The sequence below is a fragment of the Kitasatospora sp. NPDC088351 genome, from assembly GCF_040685575.1.
GTDB lineage: Bacteria > Actinomycetota > Actinomycetes > Streptomycetales > Streptomycetaceae > Kitasatospora.
Genome location: NZ_JBFBIL010000041.1, coordinates 47873 through 69412 on the forward strand (window position 1 = coordinate 47873; position 21540 = coordinate 69412).

The 21540-nt window shown below is 73.5% G+C and carries 8 protein-coding genes (1 of these 8 running past the window's edge); all 8 read right to left on the bottom strand.

The features are described 5' to 3' along the window. On the bottom strand, nucleotides 1–15548 hold the 5' end (the start) of the coding sequence (locus AB0P06_RS25485; RefSeq protein ID WP_363611110.1) for an EndoU domain-containing protein. 20053 nt of this gene lie to the left of the window's left edge; 15548 of the gene's 35601 nt are visible here — the first part of the coding sequence; its start codon is at nucleotides 15546–15548; its stop codon lies off the left edge, out of view. Between the two features lie 203 nt (nucleotides 15549–15751). Next, on the bottom strand, nucleotides 15752–16066 hold the full coding sequence (locus tag AB0P06_RS25490) for a hypothetical protein (protein ID WP_363611112.1): 315 nt from the start codon (nucleotides 16064–16066) through the stop codon (nucleotides 15752–15754). Continuing rightward, a complete protein-coding gene (locus AB0P06_RS25495) occupies nucleotides 16059–16499 on the bottom strand; it encodes a YbaB/EbfC family nucleoid-associated protein (protein WP_363611114.1) in 441 nt (146 codons plus the stop codon). Before AB0P06_RS25495 ends, AB0P06_RS25490 begins: the two co-directional genes overlap by 8 nt. A 75-nt stretch (nucleotides 16500–16574) precedes the next feature. Beyond that, on the bottom strand, nucleotides 16575–18668 hold the full coding sequence (locus tag AB0P06_RS25500; protein WP_363611116.1) for a hypothetical protein: 2094 nt from the start codon (nucleotides 18666–18668) through the stop codon (nucleotides 16575–16577). A 96-nt stretch (nucleotides 18669–18764) separates the two neighbouring features. After that, nucleotides 18765–19172, bottom strand: a complete 408-nt coding sequence (locus tag AB0P06_RS25505) for a hypothetical protein (protein ID WP_363611118.1) — start codon at nucleotides 19170–19172, stop codon at nucleotides 18765–18767. Between the two features lie 6 nt (nucleotides 19173–19178). Beyond that, entirely contained in the window at nucleotides 19179–19472 is a 294-nt protein-coding gene (locus tag AB0P06_RS25510) for a hypothetical protein (RefSeq protein ID WP_363611120.1), read from the bottom strand. 97 nt (nucleotides 19473–19569) lie between these two features. After that, complete coding sequence (locus AB0P06_RS25515) at nucleotides 19570–19914, bottom strand: hypothetical protein (RefSeq protein WP_363611122.1); 345 nt, start codon at nucleotides 19912–19914, stop codon at nucleotides 19570–19572. Between the two features lie 132 nt (nucleotides 19915–20046). After that, entirely contained in the window at nucleotides 20047–21501 is a 1455-nt protein-coding gene (eccB, locus tag AB0P06_RS25520) for a type VII secretion protein EccB (RefSeq protein ID WP_363611124.1), read from the bottom strand. Between the last annotated feature and the right edge of the window lie 39 nt (nucleotides 21502–21540).

Here is a 21540-nt window from a genome sequence, read left to right on the forward strand (position 1 = left end):
CCGTCGGTGGCGCTCCACGGCACGTAGGCAGGCGTGTCGAGCCCGCTCTGGTCACGCGAGGGCCGGAACGAGGTGAAGTCGGCTCCCCGGATCTCACCCTCGATCCGCACCCCGGCGTACTCGCCGGTCCAGCGGTACGAGACCGGCCCGGTCTCGGTGACATCGCCGGTCCGGCGGGCGTGCAGGTAGGCCTGCTGCGCCGCGTACACCGCGTCGTCGGCCGTCCAGTGCTCGGGGAACATCATCCGGACCCGCCCGGGCCCCGAGAGGGCCGTGTCGTCCGCCACCCGGCCGCCCGGCGCCTCACCGGCGTCGGCGAGGAACGTGCCGTTGCGGTTGACCGCACCGTTCTCGCCGAGGAGCGCGCCATTGGGGTTGACGTCACGTTCCTCGCCGAGGTTCGGGCCCTCGCGGTTGATGTCACGCGGCAACGGCGACAGGCGGCGCCGCTCGGAGGCCGCCGGCGGGGTCAGGTGCCCGCCCCGGCCGTCCGGGCCGTCGAAGAGCGCGGCCCGCCGCACGGCCTCGGGGAACACCGCCCGCTCCGGCGGCTCGAACCCGTTCGGCTTCCGCGGGGTCGTCCCGAAGGCCCGGTCGAGCACCTCACCCAGCTGGATCAGGTTGCGTGGCATCAGCTGGTTCGCGCCGCCGAACTCCTCGCTCTGCAGCGTCCGGTAGTCCCAGTCGACCGCGTAGCGGCCGACGGTGTCCTTGAAGCCGCCTCCCATCAGCCCGGCGTCCGCGTACACCGGCCGCGGGCCCACCGACGCGGCACGGCGCTCGTCGTCCAGGCCGATCATGTAGCCGATCTTCTGAGCCTGGACGGACCACGGATCGTGCAGTCCCCAGTCACCCGGCTGCCGGCGTTCGTGGGGCTGCCGCACCGTGATCGTGTGGGCGGCCTCCGACGGGCGGTCGGCGAAGCGGACCTCGACCTTCAGCAGGTCCCCGTTGGGCAGCCGCTGGCCCCGGTCGAAAGCCTGGCTGACCGCCTCCTCGACCCGGCCCCGAAGGAGCGGCAGCTCCGTCGCGTAGGGCTCCGCGTTCGGGTCCGCCTCCTGCCCCACCCTGAGGTGCAGATTCACCGACAGGACGGTCTGCGTGTCGCCATCGGGCAAGGCGACCCGTCGGGCCTCGAAGCGCAACCCCGTGCGCTCCTGGATGGCGGCCGTGGCCAGCAATCGCACCGGCTCGGGCGAAGAATCGAACAGCCGCTGCCCGAACCGCTGTCCGGGCTCGCCCCAGACGTCCGTGATGAGCCCGTTCTCGTGGCGCACGTTGATCCGGACGCCGGCGAACTCGTCACGGAGCACGACCGGCGGCCTGCCGTCGGCGCCCGGACCGCCGACCACGTCGCCCGCCAGTGGGTAGTGGCCCTGGTCGAGAAGGCCCCTGCGGGCCCGGTAGATGTCGGCGGCGGCCCGGCGGACCTCGTCCGCCGTCCATTCCGCCGGCAGGCCGCGACGGGACTCCCAGGCCGGCCCGCTGAACAACAACCGGTCGCCCTCGACGGTCCCCCCGAACCCGTCGAGCAGGGCGGGCACCGGCTCGTCGGCAGCCGGCAAGCCCGGCTCGCGCAGGTGGAGCAGCGGGAGGTCTTCTCGCGTGGCCAGCCGTGGCGCCTGCTCGGTGAGCCGGTCCAGCGCGGCGGTCAGGCCCGGCCCGTCGGCGACGAGCTCCGCCGGCAGGTGGTCGGCCAGCAGCACCAGGAGGGTGTCGGCCGAAACCGTGCGGGTCAGCTGGGCGGCGGCCGGATCCTCGGTGAACTCCAGATCCACGGTCACCAGCCGGCCGTCGGCCCGGACGACGACATGATCGTCGGCCTGCCGTCGCAGCTGGTCCCTGGCCCCGGCCAACTGCTGGGGCGTCGCCCCCGCCTCCCCCTGCAGGTGGACCTTGACGGAGAACCGGACGGCCTCCTGGCCGCTGTCGAGCAGGTGGCGCCGACCGGTCAGGGTCAGTGCGCCGACCGCCACGTCCGCCGGCTCGGAGCGGTCCGCCACGCCGCGCGGGTCCCAGCGGTCGTACGGGGCGTGCGGCGTCGTCTCCGCCGGGCCGTGGGCCACGATCCGGCCGTCCCGGGAGATGCCCACGACCGGCATCAGGCTGATGTAGTCCCCCAGCCACCGGACGGTGCGGCCACCGTCCGTGGACAGCTCCCTGCTCCGGCTCTCGAAGGCCTGCTGGGCCACCTCCGCCATGATCTCGGGCGGGACCCACTCCGGGTAGAGCAGGTGCCCACGGTCGTCGGCCGACGTGTGCCAACGGGAGCCGAAGGCGGCCATCGGCGCCCCCGGCTCCACGGCCTCGTCCAGCGTCCACACGCGCACGCGTTGGAAATCGTGCACGTTCGCCGGAGGAAGATCCACCAGGTCCACGCCCCTGGCCTGCAGTTCCTCGGGCGTGGGACGGGTGTGGATCTCGGCGGAACTCCACCAGCCCCGACGGACCGTCGGTTCCCCGGCGGTGCGGGGCGCGGGGCGGAGCACCTCGTACGGCGGCGGTGTCAGGCCCCGCTGGTCGGCGGAGGGGCGGAAGGAGAGGAACTCGCCGTTCTCCCCCAGCTCGCCCTCGATCCGGACGCCGGCGTACTCGCCCTGCCAGTGGTGACCGGTCCCCGTCCCGACGACTCCGCCGTTGCGGCGGGCGTCGAGGTAGGCCTGCTCGGCCGCGTACACGGCCCGCTCCTCGGTCCAGTGCGCCGGGAAGCGGGTGTGCTCCCGGCCCGCGCCGGCCTCGTCGCTCCGGGTCCGCAAGGTGCCGTTGGCATGGCGGTGGACCACCTCGCCCAGGGCCGCTTCGCGCAGCACCTCCCTCCGGACGTCCGCTCCGAACGTCGCCCTGGCCGGCGGGTTTTCGGCCCCGTGGCCGGCTCCGGCGGGCAGGCCGAACGCCTGGTCGACCTCGGCCCCCAGCTCGCGCAGCCGCTCCGCGGACGGGACGGGGACGGCCCGGTCGGTGCCGCCGGCCAGGTGGTTCTCCACCGGCAGGCCGAGCAGGCGCCCCAGGTGGTGGACCATCGTCTCCCGCGAGGTCGTCACACCCCAGGAGGCCTCGTCGCCGGCCGCCGTCGTGGGGTTCAGCCGGACGGTGTGATGAGCGGTTCCGGGGGCGTCGACGAACTCGATTCGAACACGAAGCACCCGGCCGTCGGGCAGCCGGTGGCCGGTGTTGAAGGCCTCTGCGGCCTCCCTGGCCGTGACCTTCAGGTCCTCCGCCGTGCGGTTCCAGCCGGCGCGCTCCCACGGCTGCGCGGCCGACACGTCCAGGTGGGTGCGCAGGACGAGGACGGTGGCCTCCTCCCCGCCCTCGCCCAGGGTGCCGCGCCGCACCTCGAACGGCCGCTGCGGGCCGGCGCCGGGCGCGGCTGCCGCCAGGTGGCCGGGCTGCGGCACCAGCGGGATCTCGACCGACGCGTGGCCGGTCAGCAGCGCCGACCTCGGGTCGGGCGCGGCCGCGTGCTGCGCCGCGGTGTGCGCGACCGGCGCCGGCGCGTGCAGCATCTGCAGGTCCGGCCGCTCCGCGCGGGGGCGGGGCCGGTGCTGGGGCTCGAAGACCTGGTCCGGCGTCCCGTGGAAGTCGGTGATCTCACCGTTCGTCAGCTCGACCCGGAGCTCGGCACCGGCGAAGCGCCCGACGACGGTCTCCGACGAGCCCGGGGCGACCCCGGCCAGGTCCGCGACCCTCCGCGCCGCGTGGCGCTGTTCCACGACCGTCCACTCGGGGGGCAGGCCGCGGCCCGCACCGGCGGCGAGACCCGCCGCGATGGCCGGCCCGGCGCCCGCGTCCAGGCGTGCGTCCGTCTCCAGCCGGGTCACGGTCTGCGGGCGCTCACCGGTGCCGGGGGTCACCGGCGGGCGCAGCGGCGCCGCCGGCGCCACGTCGTCCAGGTGGAGGCGGTGGGCCCAGGTGACCGGATGCGCTCCGTCGAGTTCGGTGACGAGCCCGCGGAGGTTCCAGAGGCGCGAACGGAGATTCGTCTCGAATACGAAATCGATGGCCGGCGACAGTGGTGGGAGCCCCGGAGTGACAGCCTCGGGCCGGACGAAGTCGAGCCTCACCCGGACCGACGGGTCGCCGGGCTGGAGCGACTGCCGGGTGTAGGTGTCCGCGATCCCCTGGAGCGCCCTCCGCTGCTCGGGAGTCGTCTCGCCCGCCCGCACCTGGACGACCAGCTCGCTGCGCAACTCGCCGTTGCCGAGCAGGTCGCGGCGGAAGGTGACGCCGATGTGGTCACCGTCCTGCTGCAACGGGTGCGCCACGAAGGTGGTCACCACCCTGCCGCCGTCGCCGTGGCGGAACGGCTGCCAGGTGGTCGGCCGGTGGGCGAGGTGCTGACCGTCGCGGAAGATGCCCTCGATCCGGACGCCCTGGGACGTCCCGATCCAGTGCAGGCTCCCGTCGGCCAGCTCCGTCTCGTGCAGCCTGGCCCGGTAGGCCTGGTCCACCTGGTCGAGGAGCTGCTCGGGCCCCCATTCCCTGGGGTAGAACATCTGGCTCGGCTCGTCGGCGCGGCGGTACTGCCGGGACGGGAAGTCGCTCAGCGGCGCGTGCGGCGAGACCGCCGGGTCCAGGTACCAGACGGTCGCCCGGTAGGTGCCGTTGGCGTTCGCCGGCTGGGGCGGGTCGATGCGCAGGCCGTGGTCGGCGGGTGTCATACGCCGCCCGTGGTGGTGGACACCGGTGAGGGTGTGCCGGTCGCCGTAGCGGGCCAGGTCCTCGACCCGGTGGCCGAAGAGCGGCGTCTCCCTGGGCGGCAGCCAGTGCGGTGTGTCGAGCCCGCTCTGGTCGAGCGAGGGCCGGAACGAGGTGAAGTCGGCCCCCCGGATCTCGCCCTCGATGCGCACCCCGGCGTACTCGCCGGTCCAGCGGTACGAGACGGGGCCGGTCTCGGTGACGCCACCGGTCCGGCGGGCGTCCAGGTAGGCCTGCTTCGCCGCGTACACCGCGTCGTCGGCCGTCCAGTGCTCGGGGAACATCATCCGCAGCGACCGGGAATCGAGGCGCGCGTCCGGCGCGCCCGCCAGCCGGTCGCCGGGGACCTCGGCGCCTGCCACCAGGTAGGTGCCGTTGTGGTTGAGGGTCCTGGGCAACGGCTCCGGCCGGGGACGCTCGGAGGCCGTCGGCGGGGCCAGGTGCCCGCCCCGGCCGTCCGGCCCGTCGTGGAGCGCGGCCCGCCGGGTGTCCTCACCGAAGGACGCCCGGGCCGGGAGCTCGCCGGGGTCGGGCTGCCGGGGGGCGGTCCCGAAGGCCCGGTCGAGCACCGCGCCCAGCTCGTCCAGGTTGTGCGGCCGCAGCGCCACCGGGGGGTTGGCGGTCCTGTCGTGCTCCATGAGGGGGTGGTCCGCGTCGTACCAGACCCGGCCGCGCTGGTCGAGCGTGGGAGCGGTCATGAGGCCGGGCTCCGGGTAGACCGGCCGGGGGCCGGCCTCCGCACGCCGGTACTCGTCCCCGAGGCCGAGCAGGTGGCCCACCTCGTGGCCGATCACCCTCGGGGCGGAGTGCACGCCCCAGCTCTGCGCGTCCTCCTGCGTCTGGTCGAGCTGTACGTCGACGACGTGGTGGGCGTCCTCCGGACGGTCGACGAACTGGACCGCGACCTCCAGCAGGTCTCCGTTGGGCAGCCGCTGGCCCTGGTCGAAGACGTCCCGGACGCCCGCCTCGGCGGTGAGCAGCATCCGGTCGAGGTTCCGCGCGATCTCTGTCGGGCTCGTCCCCAGGTCGATCGGGCGCGGGTGGATCCGGACGGTCAGGACGGTCCTGGTGTCCCCGCCGGGCTCCGCCACCCGCCGGGCCTCGTAGGACTGGATGAACTGGGCCTGCAGGCCGGCGAGGAACGGATCGGTGGGCGGCCGGACCTCCGCCGTGGCCAGCACCCGCACGGGCGCCGGCGCCGGGGCCGCCAAGGCCTGGTCGCCGAGGCGCTGGCCGGGCGCGGCCCAGAAGTCCGTGATCATCCCGCGGTCGACCAGCAGCCTGAGGCCGACACCGGCGAACTCGCCGGTGAGGATCTCCGGTTGCGGGCGGCCACGGCCGCTGCCCCGAAGATCCTGGAAGACCTGGTGGGCTGCGTGGCGGGCCTCGTCACGTGTCCACTCCGGAGGCAGGCCGAAGCCGCCGTTGTCCCGGGCGGTGGGGGCGAACGGGCCCAGGACGCGCTCCGGGGCCGGGGGCGGCACAACGACGGTGTCGAGCGACGCCTCGTGGTCCTCGGCGGGGTCGCGCAGGCGGAGCAGTGGCGCGAAGTCGGGGTTCATGTCCCTCCGCGCGCGACGGGTGGCGTCGGACACGGCGTCGACCAGCTCGGCGGCCCGCTCCGGCCGGAGCGCCTGCGGCAGGAGGTCGGTGAGGTTCGGGCCGTCCCCGGGGTGGACGGCGGTGCTCCAGTCGGCGTCCCGCGGGTCCGTGGTGAACTCCAGCGACAGCGCCAGGCGCCGGTTCTCGAAGGGGTCGTCGGGGTTCGAGCGACCACGGTAGTCGTCGAAGTGCCGGCCTGCCCGGCGGGCCAGCTGCTCCTGCACCTGGTGGACCTGCTCGGGCGTCATCCCGACGGCCGGCCTCAGCTGGATCCTGAGGGTGACCAGGTGGACCTCGTGGCCGCTGTCGCGGAGGAGCCACCGTCCGCCCATGGCCTGGCCCTGGAACCGCACCTCCCTCTCGTCCGACAGGAAGAGCTCGCGGCTCTGCCTCCAGTACGGGTTGGGGTCGGGCCGGTCCTCGGCCGGTCCGTGCGCCACGACCCGGCCGTCCTGCGAGATCCCGGCGATCGGCAGCTCGTCGAAGCCGCCGAGCCAGCGGGTCCGGCCGTCCCTCAGGTCGATGCGGAGGGTCTGGGGGTCGGCCGCCACCGTGGCGGCCGCATGGGCGGCCTGCTCGGGCGTCCAGTGCTCGGGGTAGAGCAGGTGCCCGCGCGGGTCCGGCGACCGCTGCCAGCGTGACGGGAACTGCGCCAACGGCGCGCCCGGGGCCACGGCCGGGTCTAGCTCCCGGACATCCGCCTGACGGGCGCCGTAGTCGGTCTCCTCCATCCCGTCCGAGAACCGCACGCCCCGGCGCCCCGCACCCGGCAGGCCGCCGCCGTGGGTGGGCAGGTCCGGGGAGAACCCGGCCGCCGTCAGGCCGTCCTGGTCGGCGGACGGGCGGAACGAGACGAACCCGCCCGCGCCGTCCAGCTCGCCCTCGATCCGGACGCCCGCGTACTCGCCCTGCCAGTGGCGGCCGGTCTCGGTATCCTCGACCCCGCCGTTGCGGCGTGCGTGGAGGTACGCCTGCTCGGCCGCGTACACCGCGCCCTCGGCGGTCCAGCGGGCCGGGAACAGGGTGCTCTCCCCGCCCGTCTCCGTCCGGACCAGCACGGTGCCGTTGGCGTGGCGCCACATCACCCGGTCCGGGCCGATCGCCTCCGGATGGAGGCCGGCCGGCAGGTGGCCCGCCGTCCCGGGGCCTCCGGTCAGAGCCCTGGTGCGGACCGCCTCGTCGAACACCGCCCTGGTCGGCAGGGGGGAGGAGTCGGTCCGGAAGGGCCCGCCAGACACCTGGTCCGCGACGCCGCCCAGCGCGTTCAGCCGCTCCGGTGTCAGCGCCGGGACGACCCGGCCCGCTCCGCCGCCCGTGTGCACCTCGACCGGCAGGTCGAAGGCGCGGCCCAGCTGGTGGACCAGCTCCTCCTGGGAGATCCCCAGGTGCCAGTTCCGGTCGTTCTGACGGGCGCTGCCGTCGTGCAGGCGCACCGTGCGGTGGGCGTCGGCCGCGTTCTCCACGAACTCCACCCGTACCCGCAGCAGGCTGCCGTCGGGCAGCCGGTGGCCGGTGCTGAACTGCTCGGCCCCGGCCCTGACCCGCGCCTCCAGCGCGTTCACCGCGGCCGTCCGGTCGACCGGCCGGCCCTGCGCGTCGTGGGTCGGCAGGACCGAGCGGTCCAGGTGGGTCCGCAGGACGAGGACCGTGGCGTCCTCCCCGCCCTGCCGCAAGGTGCCCCTCCGCAGCTCGAACCGGCGCTGTGGACCGCCGGCCGGCGTGACCTCGGCCGAGGTGTGGCCCGGCCGCAGCTCGGTTGCCGGGTCTGGAGCCGCGTGCGGAACGGCACCGGCCGCCGACGACGAGGAAGAGGAGGAGGAAGAGGAGGACGTCAGCGGCGCGCCGCTCGGCTCGGGAAGGGGGTGGGTGCGCTGGGGCGGGAACGTCTGGTCCGGCAGACCGCCGAAGTCCACGATCCGGCCGCCCTCGGTCCGGATCTCCATCCGGACCCCGCCGTACCGGCGCTCGGTGATCCGCTGGTTCGGGTTGTCCGGATCCACCCGGCTGGAGACCAGGGTCGCGTTGGCCGCCGCGTACCTGGCTTCGGCCGGGGTCCACTCGCGGGGCAGGCCGCGGCCGGCGTCCGGGGCGAGCGACGCGGCGAAGGCCCGTGTGAGGAACGGCTCCGCCTCCGTCATCCGGCTGACGGTGGGCGGGCGTTCACCCGTCCCGGGTGTACCGGGCTCGCGCAGCGGGGGTGCCACCGGGCGCGGGGGCCCGCTGTCCGTCCAGCCGGCCCCTGGGGCGCCGTCACCGAGCGAGCGGACCAGCTCCGGGAAGGGGGTCGGGGCGTCGGTCAACTCGGGCAGGAACGTCCGCAGGTCGAGGACGTCCGGGTCGGTGTCGCTGCGGACCGTGGCCCTGAAGTGGGTGTCCTGGGCGTTCTCGGTGAACTCGATCCTCAGCTTCACCGGCGGATCGCCCGCCGTCCGCTGTGCGCGGACGTAGGCGTCGGTGGCCTTCTGGAGCGCCTTCGGGAACTCCGCGACCGGGCCGGGCCGCATGCCCTCCTCGAAGCTCAGGTGCACCTTGGCGGTGAGTTCGATGCCCTCCTGCCCGCTGTCGAACCGGGCGTGCCGGACGGTCACCTCGTGGCCGCCGGCGCCGACCCTCACGGAGGTCGGCGCGGACAGCTCGACCACACTCTCCTGGCGCCAGTGGGTGAGCGGCTGCTCGGTGGTCGGCCGGTGGACCAGGTGGAGCCCGTCCCGGGTGATCCCCTCGATCCGCACACCGCGTGCCTCGCCCACCCAGTGCACCGCACCGGAGTCCGTGCGCCGGGAGCTGCTCCGCGCCGCGTACGCGTCCCGGGCGGCGTCCAGGACGTCGCCCGGCGACCAGTTCTCGGGGTACAGCGTGTGCGTCTCGCCGTCGGCGCGGCGGTGCCAGCGTGACGGGAAGTTCTCCATCGGGGAGCCGGGGGCCACGGTCGGGTCGAGGAACCAGACGTCCGCCCGGTAGGTGCCGTTGTCGTGGGCCGGGGACGACGACCGCTCCACCTTGATGCCGTGGACCTGGGCGGCCGCCGGGGTCGGTGCGTGGTGGACGCCGGTGAGGGTCTGCCGGTCGCCGAAGCGGGTGTGCACCTCCGTGCCCAGACCGAAGACCCGGTTCGCGGGTCGCATCGGCTCGTGGGTCGGGGTGACCAGCCCGGTCTGGTCCTCGGAGGGCCGGAAGGTGCCGAAGTGACCGTTGGTCAGTTCGCCCTCGATCCGCACGCCGCCGTACTCGCCGACCCAGTGGTACGCGGCACCGTTCTCGGTGACCCGGCCGGTGCGGCGGGCCGTGTGGTAGGCCTGCTCGGCCGCGTACACGGCGTCGTCCGCCGTCCAGTGCTCGGGGAACATCGTCCGCTTGCCGCCCTGCGGCCCGTCGGTGGGCGCCGGACGGGGCGTCACCGCGAGATCGCCGGCCGACGCGCTGGTGACCACCCGCGGCGGCTCGACGGGCGGGGTCTCGACCCGGAAGGTGCCGTTGCGGTTCACCGGCTCGTTCGCCCGCTCCGGGCGGGGCCGGTCCGATCCCGGGCCCGGGTACAGGTGGCCGCCGGTGCCGTCCTCGCCGCCGTACAGCGCCGTACGGCGGGCCTGCTCGTCGAAGCCCGCCCGCGGCGGCGGTCCGCCGGGGGTCTGCGGCCGGACCGGCACGTCGAGCGCCGAGTCGACGACGGCACCGAGGTCCCGCAGGTAGCGCGGCGGCAGGCCGAGCGGGGCCCGTTGGCCGTCGACGACGAGCTGGTGGTCCTGGTCCACCGAGAACAGACCGGACCGGTTCAGCTCGTTGGAGGCCATGAGTGCGCCGTCCTCGTACACGGCCCGCGGGCCGAACCGGGCCTCGCGGTACTCGTCGGGCAGGCCCAGCGCGTGGCCGAGCTCGTGGGCGAGCGTCCGCTCGTCGGTGCCGAGGCTCCACTCCGTCAGGGACTCCCGCTCGCTGCTGCGGTGGATGACGGCGGTGTGATGGGCCTCCTCCGCGTGGTCCACGAACTCCACCTGGACCCGCAGCAGATCGCCGTTGGGGAGCCGCTGGTCCCGGTTGAACTGCTCGCCGACGCCGCGCCTCGCCCTGTCCCGCAGCTCGGCCAGCCTGGTACGGGTGGGCTCGTCCAGACCAGCTCCGGCCGTGGACTCCAGCCCCGCGGTGTCCAGGTGCAGCCGCAGCGTCAGCACGGTCCGGGTGTCCCCGTCGGGGAGTCCGACGCGCGCGGCCTCGAAGGACTGCCAGCGGCGGCCCGACAGCCCGCGTTCGAAGGCGTCCGCCGGCGGGCGGACCTCGGCGGTGGCGAGGACGCGGCGCGGGCCGGTCTCCACGGTGTGCCGCGAGGTCCCGTCGTCCGTGCGGACGCCCCAGAAGTCGGTGATCCGGCCGTTCACCACCTGAACGCCGATCTCGACGCCCGCGATGGTCCTCAGGCGCACCGGCGGGGCCGCCGCTCCGGTGGCCAGGAGGTCCGGCCGACCGCCCAGCGTGGACCGCGCGACCTGGTCGGCCGCGAACCGGGCCTCCTCGGCGGTCCACTCCGGCGGAAGCCCCCGGTGCGGCTTGTCCCAGGCCTCCTCGGTGAAGGACTTCCGCAGGCCGGGCAGCAGCGGCGTCATGGCGTCCGTGGTCCGGGGCAGCGGCTCGCCCGGGTGGACCGTGCCGGGCTCGCGCAGGCTGCCGGGCACCGGCTCCGGGAGGGCGCCCACCCGGAGGCCGTCCAGGGCCGCCGAGTTCGGGGCGGAGCGCTCCGCCATGAACATCAGAGTGTGCTGACCACCCGCCTCCAGCAGGGGGGCGAGGTGGTTGCGCAGCTCGGGCGCCGTACCGGCGGTGACCGGGTGGCTGGAGTGGCTGCCGTCCGGGCTGTCCGTGAACTCCAGCCGCAGGTCGAGCAGGACCTCGTCGGGGAACTGCTGGGCGATGTACTCGTCGGCCTGTGTCTGGAGTCGCTGTCGTGCCTCGGTCACCTGGGCGGGCGTCATCGCGCCGTCCGCCTCCAGATGGATCCGCGCGGTGAGCTGGATGCCCTCCTGGCCGCTGTCGAACAGGACCCGCCGCAGGGTCACCGGGGCGTTCTGCCCCACCCCCAGCCTGACGGTGACGGGCGCCGAGCCGCCGACCTCGCCGGCCGCGTCCCAGCGGCCGTAAGGGGCGCGCGGGTTCGGCTGCGTCCCGGCCGGCCGGTGGACGAGGATCCGGCCGTCCCGGCTGAGTCCCTCGATCCGGACGCCGTAGGCCTCGCCGACCCAGTGCTCCGTCCGGCCGTCGGCCAGCGGCACCCGCCGCGTCGGGCCGGCGGCAGCGTCCTGCGCCGCCCACCCGGTCTGCTCGGCCGTCCAGTGCTCCGGGTAGCGCATCGGCGCCGGCCCGTCGGCCGGGCGGTGCCAGCGGCTCGGGAGCTCGGCCAGCGGCGAGTCCGTCGGCAGGGCCGGGTCCAGGAACCAGACCTCCCCGCGGGCGGTGCCGTTGGCGTGCAGGGTCGCCGGGTCCACGGGGGCGACCTGGAGGCCGTTCGCGTTCGCCGCCCAGGGATCGACGTTGTGGTGGACGCCGGTCATGGTCCGCCGGTCCCCGTAGTCGGAGCCGCGGCCGAGCCCTGCGGCGTGCGCCGGTGCGGGCCGGTCCGGTGCGTAGGCCGGAGCGGTCAGCCCCTCCTGGTTCCCCGAGGGCTGGAAGGAGGTGATCAGGCCGTCGCGCTGCTCCCCGCTGAACCGCACCCCCGCGTACTCGCCCACCCACCGGCGGGCGGTCGGCGGCAGCCCCCGGCTCACGGCGTCGAGGTGGGCCTGCTCGGCCGCGTACACGGCCTCGTCCGCCGTCCAGTGCGCCGGGAAGAGCGTCCGCTCCTGCACGGCGTCGCCCGTCGTCGTCTCCAGCCGCAGGGTGCGGTTGGGGTTCTCGTGGTACGTCCCGCCCGGGCCGGCCTCCCGGAGGGCGGGCGTCAGCAGACGGCCGTCCGGCCCGTACAGCGCGGCGTCGCGGACCTGGGGCGCGACGGTGGGGCGCGGTGCGGGAGCGGCGCCCTCCGGCCCGGTCACCGGGGAGAAGGCGCCGTCGACGGCGGTGCCCACCTCACGCAGCCCGCGCGTGACCGGTCCCTGCACGCTCCGGCGCGCACCGGGGGCGGTCTCACCGTGCGTCTCACGGTGGTCGTCCCGCAGGCCGAGGGCGTGGCCGAGCTCGTGGGCGAGCACGTCGCGGCTCACCCGCAGGCCCCAGTTGGCCCCGTCCTGGCGGACGGTGCCGGCGTGCAGCTTCACCGTGTGGTGGGCGGCGTCGGGCGCGTCGACGAACTCGACCCGGACCCGCAGCACGCTGCCGTCCGGCAGCTTGTGGCCGTTGTTGTAGGCGTCCGCCACGGCGGTCAGGGCGCGCCCGCGCACGGCCTCCACGGCCGGCTCGGAGCCCGCCGGGAGCGCGGAGGCGTCCAGGTGCGTCCGCAGGACGAGTTCGGTCGCCCGGGTGCCGTCCGGCAGGGTGCCGCGCCGCGCCTCGAACGGCTTTGCCACGGCGGTGTCCTGGGTCCCGGCGGGCCGCCGGACGTCCGCCGAGGTGTAGTCCGCCGCCAGGTACGAGCCGGGCGGCACGGGCACGACGTTCTGGTCCTCGCCACCGTGCGGCGGGACCACCGTGGGCGTCAGCGGGTCGGTGCTGTCCCCGGGCACCACGGGGTGGTCGACCGGCGTGAGCGGCGGCGTCACGGCCGACTGGCCGGCGAGCTCGGCGGATTCGGTGGATTCGGTGGACCGGGTGGGCGCCCGCGGGGTCAGCGGCGGCAGCTCGGTCGTCGAGTCCCGCGCGGTGTCCGCCTGCGGCTTCCCGGACTTCGGGGTCTGGCCGGGGTCGTCGGTCAGCAGCTGGGGCGGCGTCGGCACCGGCGGCTCGTCGCCCTGGGTACGGCCGGGCCGGCCGGTGTCCTGGCCCAGCAGGATCGACGCGATGCTCTCGGTCGGCCGCTCGGTCCCGGTGCGCGGCTCCTGCGCCGGGTGGCGCCCGTTGGGGTCGGTGCCCGCCGGCGGGCGCGGCGTGGTGGGCGGCGCAGGGTTCGGACCCGGGTGGTCGGAGGAGGCGGTGGGGACGGGCGCCGGCCTGCCGACGGTGCCGTTCGCGGGGGCGGTCGTCGCCGTGGCGGTCTGCTGCGTCTGCTGCGGCGTGTGCTGGTTCGACTCCTCGGTCCGGTTGGGCTGGACCGGCGGCAGGTCGGTGACGGACTGGGTGGTCCGGGGGGTCGGCCTGCCGGGCGCACCGGTCTTCGGGGCGTCCTGCTTCGGCGTCTCGGACCTCGGCGTCTCGGACCTCGGCGCGTCCGGCTTCGGGCCGGTCGCCGGGTCGTCGTGCGACTGCACCCGGACGGGCGGGGTGGTGGCCGGCCCGGCGGTGGTCGAGGTGGCCGGCTTGGCGTTCGGCGCCAGGTGCTCGTCCGTGCCGGAGGTCCGCGACGGCCGCGCCGGCGGAGGCGTGGCGGGGGCGTCGAGGCTGCCGAGGTCACCGAGGAAGTGCAGGCCGGCCAGGCCCACCGGCTCGTGCGCGGAGCGCTCGTCGGCCACGAAGTCCGCGTACTGCAGCAGCGACTGCATCCACTCGGCGACCTCCGGGTCGGCCTTCGGGGAGTTGATCTTGAGCCCCGAGGCGTGCCCGATGTTCTCGGCCACGTCCTCCAGCGAGTTGATGTGCCGCAGGCTGGCGGCCTCGAAGTCATGGCTGTGCCCCATCCGGGGCACCGGGAACGGCACCACCTTGCCGGACGCGAGGCAGGCCAGGGCGGCGAAGTTGATCGGGTGGTAGAGCGGGAAGTGCGAGGACGCCCCGGCTTCCACCGCCGCGTTCTGGGTCGTCTGGACCCAGTCGACGTACCTGTGCATCAGCGGGCCGGCGCCGACGTGCATGACGTGGCCCATCATGCCGGTCAGCATCCCGCCGAGGAAGCTTCCCCCGGTGACGGTGAACTCGTGGTTCTCCCCGAAGATGAGGTTGTAGAAGCCCTCGGTGAGGACGTTCTGCACACCGGCCTGGATGTACCCGCCGACCGCCACCCCGAGGCCGTAGGCCCTGTTCCCGCTCCCCATCTGCTCGGCGAGCGCGGGCAGTTCCTGGGTCAGCATCTTCACCTGGCGCGCGGAGAGCTTCTCCGCGCTCTCGTGCGAGAGGGCCCCTTCGAGCGCGCCCTTGACGCCTTCGAGCCGCTCCGCGCCCTTGGCCCCCCACTTGGAGGCGAAGGCCTCGCCGAACTCCTTGCCGAGCGCCTTGGCGGCCGCGGCCCCGCCGAGTTCCTTGCCGAGGTGCTTCGTGAAGACCTTCTCCATCTCCTTGACGAACATCCCGGAGAGGGCGTCGGTCCCCTTCTTCCCGAAGCCGTGCTGCAGTTGCTCGGTGGCCGCCTCCATCAGGCTGCCGAGCTCGCGCGCGAAGGCCTTGGCCTCGGCCTTGGTGAAGGTCTCTCCCGCGACCTTCTCCCCCGACTTCGCGAGCCCCTTGCCCACCGAACCCAGCGGCCCCTTCAACGCGTCCTTCTCGGCCGCCTTGGTGGCCGACTCCAGCAGGGCCTTGAGGCCCTGGATGTCGCCGTGCACCAGGTAGTTGCTCAGCTGGTCGGCCAGCAGCCGGCCGCCGCTCTTGCCGAGCAGCTTCCCGAGCAGCTTGCCGAGCCCCAGCCCGAAGAGTTCCAGCGGGCCGCCGAGCACACCGCCGATGACGCCGAAGAGGAGCGCCTGCTTGGTGTACTCCTTGTCGATGTGGTCGCGGTTGCCCTGCCCGATCTGGAGGTTCTGGATGATGCCGTCCATCAGCAGACCACCCACGATGCCCGAGAACGTGTGCATCGCGATGGTCTTGAGCAGGTACTTCATCAGCGCCTGGAGCGCGACCTTGGTGAGCAGCTTCCTGAGCACCAGCCCGGACAGGCTGGCGCCGAAGCTGAACGGCGCCCAGAAGATCGCCAGCGCGATCTCGATCATCAGCTGCACCAGCTGGGCGATCGCCATCCACTTGGTGTACTCGACCGAGTTGGCCACGTCGCCGGCGCAGTCCGCCAGCGCCTTGGCGGTCTTGGCCGCCGCCGACACGTAGTCCTCCCCGTTCCCGCCGGCCTTGCCGATGAACGAGTTCAGCTGCCAGGCGAACTTCGTGGCGGCCTCGCCCTCGAACTGGTCCTTGCAGTGCTTCGCCACCTTGGCGATCAGGTCGTGCAGTTCGGGCAGTTCCTGAGCCAACCGCTCGTAGGCGTCCCGCACCTCGCGCAGGTCTCCCTCCTTCACCTCCGGCCAGGGCATGCCGGTGATGATCGTGAAGAAGCGCGCTGTCGAGGCATTGACCTCGATCGAGGAGTGGGGCACGTGCTGCCTGCCGTTCCGGTCGTTCCAGGGGGCGCCCGCGCGCCGTCACCGCTTGTCGGGGGTCCTACGGCCGGGTTGTCCGCCGGTCCGGGGAGGGCTTGGAGGGCTGGGTTCGGAGGGTTGGGGTCGGAAGCCCGGGCTCAGAGGCCGTTGGCGAGGTCGAGGGAGTGGTCGTCGGCCCTGTCGAGCGTCTCGGCCAGCACCTCACCGTTCTCGCCGACCGAACCCATCGTGCCGTTGATCTTGAGGATCAGCTGGTACAGGTTCGTGGTGCCCTCGTCGACCTGCGCGTGGTACTGCTGGCCGATCTCGTCGTGGCCGCCGACCGTCAGGTTCGTTTCGTTGATGAACTCCGCGTCCGCCAGGACCTTCGCGGTCAGCTTCTTCAGCTCGAAGAACTCGGCGAAGCTCTGCTTGAGCATCGCGGTCTTGGCCGTGGTGCCATGGCTAGCCATGGAACTCCTCCTGACGGTCCGCCTTCTTCTTCCGGTCCGGCGCCTCGTAGCCCGGGCGCATCGCCCAGAGCGGTTCGAGGATCTCGTCGAGCTCGGTGCCGCCGGTCATGGAGAGCCGCAGGGTGTCGCCGAGGCCGTCGAACCGGCCGATCCGCTCGGCGACCTGCTCGCCCACGGCCGCGCGGGCCTCGTTGAGCGAGTCGGTGAGGACCTTCGCCAGTTCGGCGGGGGCCATCTCGCGGTAGCCGTTGGTGTGGAAGGTCATCGAGACGACCTGCCCCTGCGAGCCGACCTTGACGGTGACCATCCGGTCCTTGGAGGTGACCGAGGCGGTGAGCTCGTTCATCTCCTTCTGCATCGCCTCGGCCTTGGCCAGCTCGCTCTGCATGTCAGCCATCGCCTGGGCGATCTGTTCCGCGAACGGGTTGCTCATGTGCTGCTTCCTGTCTTGTCGTCAAAGGCCGGGCCGCCGGGCCCACCCGAGGGCGGGCCCGGCACCCCAGTTGCGTCAGCGTCCGATGACGCCGTGCACGGCACCGGTCTCGGTGCCCCAGGTCTCTTCGTCCTCCGCCAGCCAGGTGGTGCGCCGGCGGTCCTTGTCGTTGGGACCGCCCTGGCCGCCCATGCCGCCACCGGGCGGCATCATCGGCGGCATGCCGCCGGAGCTGGTGGCGGTCTGCCGGCCGGTCAGCAGGGCCTGCTCCTGGGCGGCGGCCCGGGCGGCCTTCTCGGCGGCCATCCGCTCGGCGTTGGCCTGGTCGACCGCGACCTTCATGGCGTTCGGGTCACCGCCGGAGGCGAGCGCCCGGGAGCTCAGGCCACCGCCCATTCCGGTGATCATCGGGCCGCCACCGGGGGTGAGCAGACCCCCCGAACCCGAACCGGACAGGCCGCCGAGGCCGCCCGTGCCGTAGGAGAAGCCGCCGGGGCCGAAGTTGCTGGGCGTCAGCAGGTCGTCCCCGCCACCACCGCCACCGGAGTACCGGTCGGCGAGCAGCTGCCGGTACTGCGAGACGGTGTTGCCCTTGTCGTCGCGCAGAGTGCCGTCCGGCCCGATGGTGTAGTTCGGGCCGGCCACCATGGGGTTGCCGCTGGAGTCGAGCACGGGATTGCCGTTCTCGTCGACGATCCGCCCGTCCTTGGTGATCACGGAGCCGGGCGGCACGGTGACGGGCCGGCTCGATCCGCCGCCGCCCAGCAGGAGGTCGTCGGGCAGGAGCCCGCCGCCGGGGCTGGGGTTGCCGATGAGGTCGAGGCCCGTGCCGTTCCCGCTGCCGGTACCGTTCCCGCTGCCGACCGAGCCGAGACCGAGGTTCGTCAGGCTCGGCCCGCCGCCGCTGGTCCCGTTCCCCTCCAGCTTGAGGTCCGGGCCACCCGGGTTCTTGAGGTCCGGGCCGCCCATGTTCTTCAGGTCCGGGCCGCCCATGTTCTTCAGATCGGGCCCGCCGCCACCGTCGCCGGAGGTCTTGAGGGTGGGGTTGTCGATCTTCGGGTTGCCGATGTCGCTGGTCTTGTCGTCCTTGGTGGGGTCGGTCTCGTCCTTCTTCGGCGTGGGCATGATGAGCGGGAAGGGCTTGAGCGGCGTGGCCGCACCCGAGGTGGTCCCGTAGGCCTTGGCGATCTCGCCGAGCGCCGTCTCGGCCGCCTTGTCCAGGATGGAAACGATGTTCTCCACCCAGATCGCCCGCGCCCTGGCCTCCACCTTCGTCCAGAAGTCGGTCGTTTTGGGATCGCCGAACGTCGCGCCCTTCAGGGTGAATTTCAGGTCCAGTGTGCCGGAGGCCGTGTCCTTGAGCGTTCCGGTGGTCTCGGGGATCTTCTGGCCGAACGAGACGTTCTGGGCGACCTGCGTCACCTCCAGCGTCGCGTCCTTGAGCCCCTCCGTGAGGGCCGAGGTCACGGCGTTCGTCGGCCAGGCGTTGGGCGAGGCCCACCATTCGTTCCACCCGGTCATGAGCGTCTCCATCGCCGTCCTGAAAACGGCGTCGCAGGACGTGGGGCCGGCCGTCAGGTAGCTCTGCACATTGGTGCGGGCCATATTGCGCCGGTCGGCGTCGATTTCGTTCCTGAACGCGAGCAGGACGGCACGGAAGGCCCCCGCCGCACTTCCCTGCCAGTCACTGTCCTTCGAGGCGACGGTGTTCGCCCATTTGCCGATCTCCTCGACCCAGCCGTCGAGGAAGTGGGTCACCTCCGTCAGGGCGTTCGCCACGTCGCCGAACACCAGGACGTTGAACGAGTCAGTGACGCGCGGGACGGCGTTGTACATGCGCTTCAGCGGCGCCACGCTGCCCGTGAACCCCGCCAGCTTGGCGCCCGGGCCGTCGAGGTTGGGATACAGGATGTGGGCGCCGACCACATAGCTGGCGTTGTAGGTGTAGCCACCCGGGGTGGTGTATTTGAAGAACCAGGCCACCCAGGAGTCCAGATTCTGACCAGTACCTCCCGTCTCCTGTCCCTGCCAGCCCGAGTAGTCGTCGGCGACCGTGTTGTCCTTGTTGATCCACGGCTTGTCGTCGTCGTGAACCGTGTCCCGGCTGGTCGGCGCCGTGTCGTTCGACGCTGCGAGAAAGGTGAGCGCGTCTTCCCACTTGTAAACCATGACAGACCCTTCTGCGGCCGAGCGCGACCGAACATGAGACGGGGCCGGCCCAGGATCGGGCCGGCTCCGCAGTGCTGACCGGAATTCACCGACGAGCTACTTGGCTCCCGCCCCCGGGTTCAGGGTTCGTTCGGCCAGCTGCATGAACTGCGCGTAGTCGAGGGTCTCGTCCATCGCGTTGTTCAGGCGGAGGTCGGCGAGCTGAAGGTCGGTGATCAGCGTGTTCAGCTGATCGACGACGGTGGTCAGAAGCGAGTTGACCGAACCGGTGTAGGCCTTGAGCGCGGCGGCCAGCGTGCCGGGGCTCTTGAAATTGGCGGAGTCGTTGCCCACGAGGATCGGGGTCGAACCCGTCGCGTATCCCCTGAGCTGCTGCACCGGCACGGACTCGTTGATGTCCTTGATGAAGCGTTGGAGGTTGTCCGTGGCGAACGTGCTCAGATAACCGTCGGTGATCTTGACATCGCCGCCGTGCCCGCCGTCGCCCTCGTCATCGTCTGCCACGGTCGATCAGCCCCCGACGTGGTCGAAGTGGCTGCCCGCCCGCATGTCCGCGTCCTTGATGACGTTGCGGATCTCGGTGAGGGCCATGTGGGCCGCGACGATCTTCTTGCCCATCTCCTCGTCGGCGAGGTGCAGCGTGTTCGAGAGGTTCCCGGCCGCCAGCGCGAAGTCACCCACCAGCTCGACGTTGATCTTGGTGTCGAGGTACGACTTCAGGTTGGTCATCGCGTCGTGCATCGTCTTCGCGTGGGCTTCGAGGTCATCGATGGCGCTGTCGATGCCGGCGTAGTGGAGCGACATGTTGCCCATGGTGCGATCCCTTCAAACGGAGTTCTGGTACGGGGAGCGGGCATCGGCCACCGCCTTCCGCGGCAGCCGTGCACGACGTCGGCAAGGCCTAGCGGGGGTTCAGGACGTCCTCGACGTGCTGTCCGGCGCCGCCGCCACCGGAGAAGTTGGCGAGGCCCACCGTGTGCTCGTCGGCCGCGTTGAAGATCTGACCACCGTCGCCGAGCTTCATGTGGAAGGCGTCGTAGTCCTTCTTGACCAGCGCGTACTGCTCCAGCCAGGCGTTGATCTGGTTCTGGAACGCGGTGCTGGCCGCGCCGGAGAAGCTGTCCCGGACGGCCGTGTTGATGTCCTCGATGTAGGCCGCGGTCGTCGACATCTCCGTGTACCGCGCCTCGACCATGGTCCTGATTTCGGCCAGGACCTTCTGGTCGACCGTCGTCTGCTGAGCCACCGCGAGTACCTCCTCCATGAGTGCCGGCCGCACCCGGCCGGCAAGGTGTGCCACGGGCCGGCAGGACCGGCCCGCCAGGGTGAACGGAACGCCGCCGCCGGACGGTTCACCGGCCGCCGGCGGCGCCGCGGCTCACCGCGCGCAGCGGCCCTCGGCGGCGGCCGGGGGCTGCACGATGCCGCCGGCGAGCGGCGCCGGGTCGAGGCTCGGCCCGGTGGGCAGCAGTGAGAGCAGGCGCCCGGGCACCGCGCTCGGGGTGGCCCCGGCGTAGCCGAGGCGTTCGGCCACCGCGGCGGAGGCGAGCGGGTACTTCACGCCCGTGTCGGTGACCAGGTAGAGGGTGGTGCCGAAGCCCCCGCCGGACAGGGCCCGCACCAGGGCGCCGCCACCGGGGCGCACCGCGATCCGGTCGGCGGGCGTGCAGCTGGGGATGACGCCGGGCTGGAGGGCCGGCGGCAGGCCGAGCACGGCGGCCGCGTCCGGGACGACGACGGTGAGGTCCCCGCCGTCGGCCGCCGGGTTCAGGGCCCCGCAGACGGCCTGGCCGCCGGTCGGCGACAGCAGCGCCGGGGGCCGGGCGGGCAGCTCGGCCGGGTTGAGCGCGGCAGTGGCGGCGGGCGGTGCGGAGTGCGCGGCGAGGTCCTCCGCGCCAACGGGGGAGGTCACCACCTGGCCACTGCCGTAGGCGTCCCGCTGGGTGCGCAGATCGCCCTGGAGCAGGGCGAGTTGAGTGGCGGTGACGGGGACGAGGCCCTGCTCGGCGAGCACGTACCGCTCGTCGCCGGTACCGCTGAACAGCTGGCCGATCCGGGTGGCGTGCCCGGCCAGCGTGGGACCGGCCTTCCCCCGGTCGGGCAGGTCGGGGGCGCGCAGGTCCGGTCCGGCCGGGAAGGCGGCGAGGAACGCGGCGGTGACCGGGACGGGCGCGGCGGCGGTGTAGCCGAGGGCCCGGACGGCCCCGCCGGCGGTGTCGAGGGCGAACCGGCGGCCGTGCCAGAGGAGATGGACGCCGCCGTCGGGTGCGCCGACCAGGACGCCCCGGTCGCCGGCGCTCCGGCCGGACTGGCGGGTGCCGACGGCGACGGACAGCTGGGGGGTGGACCGGGCGGCCGCGGAGCCCGCGGTCTGGACGGTGCAGACGAGCCAGTCGGCGCCGCCGACGGCGGCCGGCCCGGGCAGCCCGTCGGGGGCGCCGACGATGCCGATCGGGGTGCCGCGCTCGGCGCTCTCCAGCGAGCGGGCGGAGACCTGGTCGACCTTCAGCTGGTCGCCGGCGAGCAGTTTGGCGCTGGCCTCGTTGAGCACGGGGTGGAGCAGGCCGCCGGCGAAGACGTACCGGGCGCCGGTCTCCTTGACCACCACCAGGGTGCCGGGCTTCTGCCAGCCGGTCGCGCCGCCGGGCTTGATCATGCCGTAGACGCCGGCGCCGGCGCCGATCAGCAGGGCGACGGCCAGACCGATCGCGGCGCCGCGGTTGGTGCGGCCGACGGGGGTGTCGGGGGCGTCCGGCTCGGCGCGGAGCACGCCTGCGGCGACCCGGCTCATCACGAACAGGTGGGCCTGGACCTGGTCGCGTCGGGACTGCATGCGGTGGTCCTCCTCGGTGCGGGGTTCAGGGGGCGGGGA

Bases quoted from the DNA above. Each gene is read 5' to 3' on its own strand.
- AB0P06_RS25495 (WP_363611114.1), bottom strand. From the start codon at position 16,499: ATGAGCAACCCGTTCGCGGAACAGATCGCCCAGGCGATGGCTGACATG.
- eccB (WP_363611124.1), bottom strand. From the start codon at position 21,501: ATGCAGTCCCGACGCGACCAGGTCCAGGCCCACCTGTTCGTGATGAGC.
- AB0P06_RS25490 (WP_363611112.1), bottom strand. From the start codon at position 16,066: ATGGCTAGCCATGGCACCACGGCCAAGACCGCGATGCTCAAGCAGAGC.
- AB0P06_RS25500 (WP_363611116.1), bottom strand. From the start codon at position 18,668: ATGGTTTACAAGTGGGAAGACGCGCTCACCTTTCTCGCAGCGTCGAAC.
- AB0P06_RS25510 (WP_363611120.1), bottom strand. From the start codon at position 19,472: ATGTCGCTCCACTACGCCGGCATCGACAGCGCCATCGATGACCTCGAA.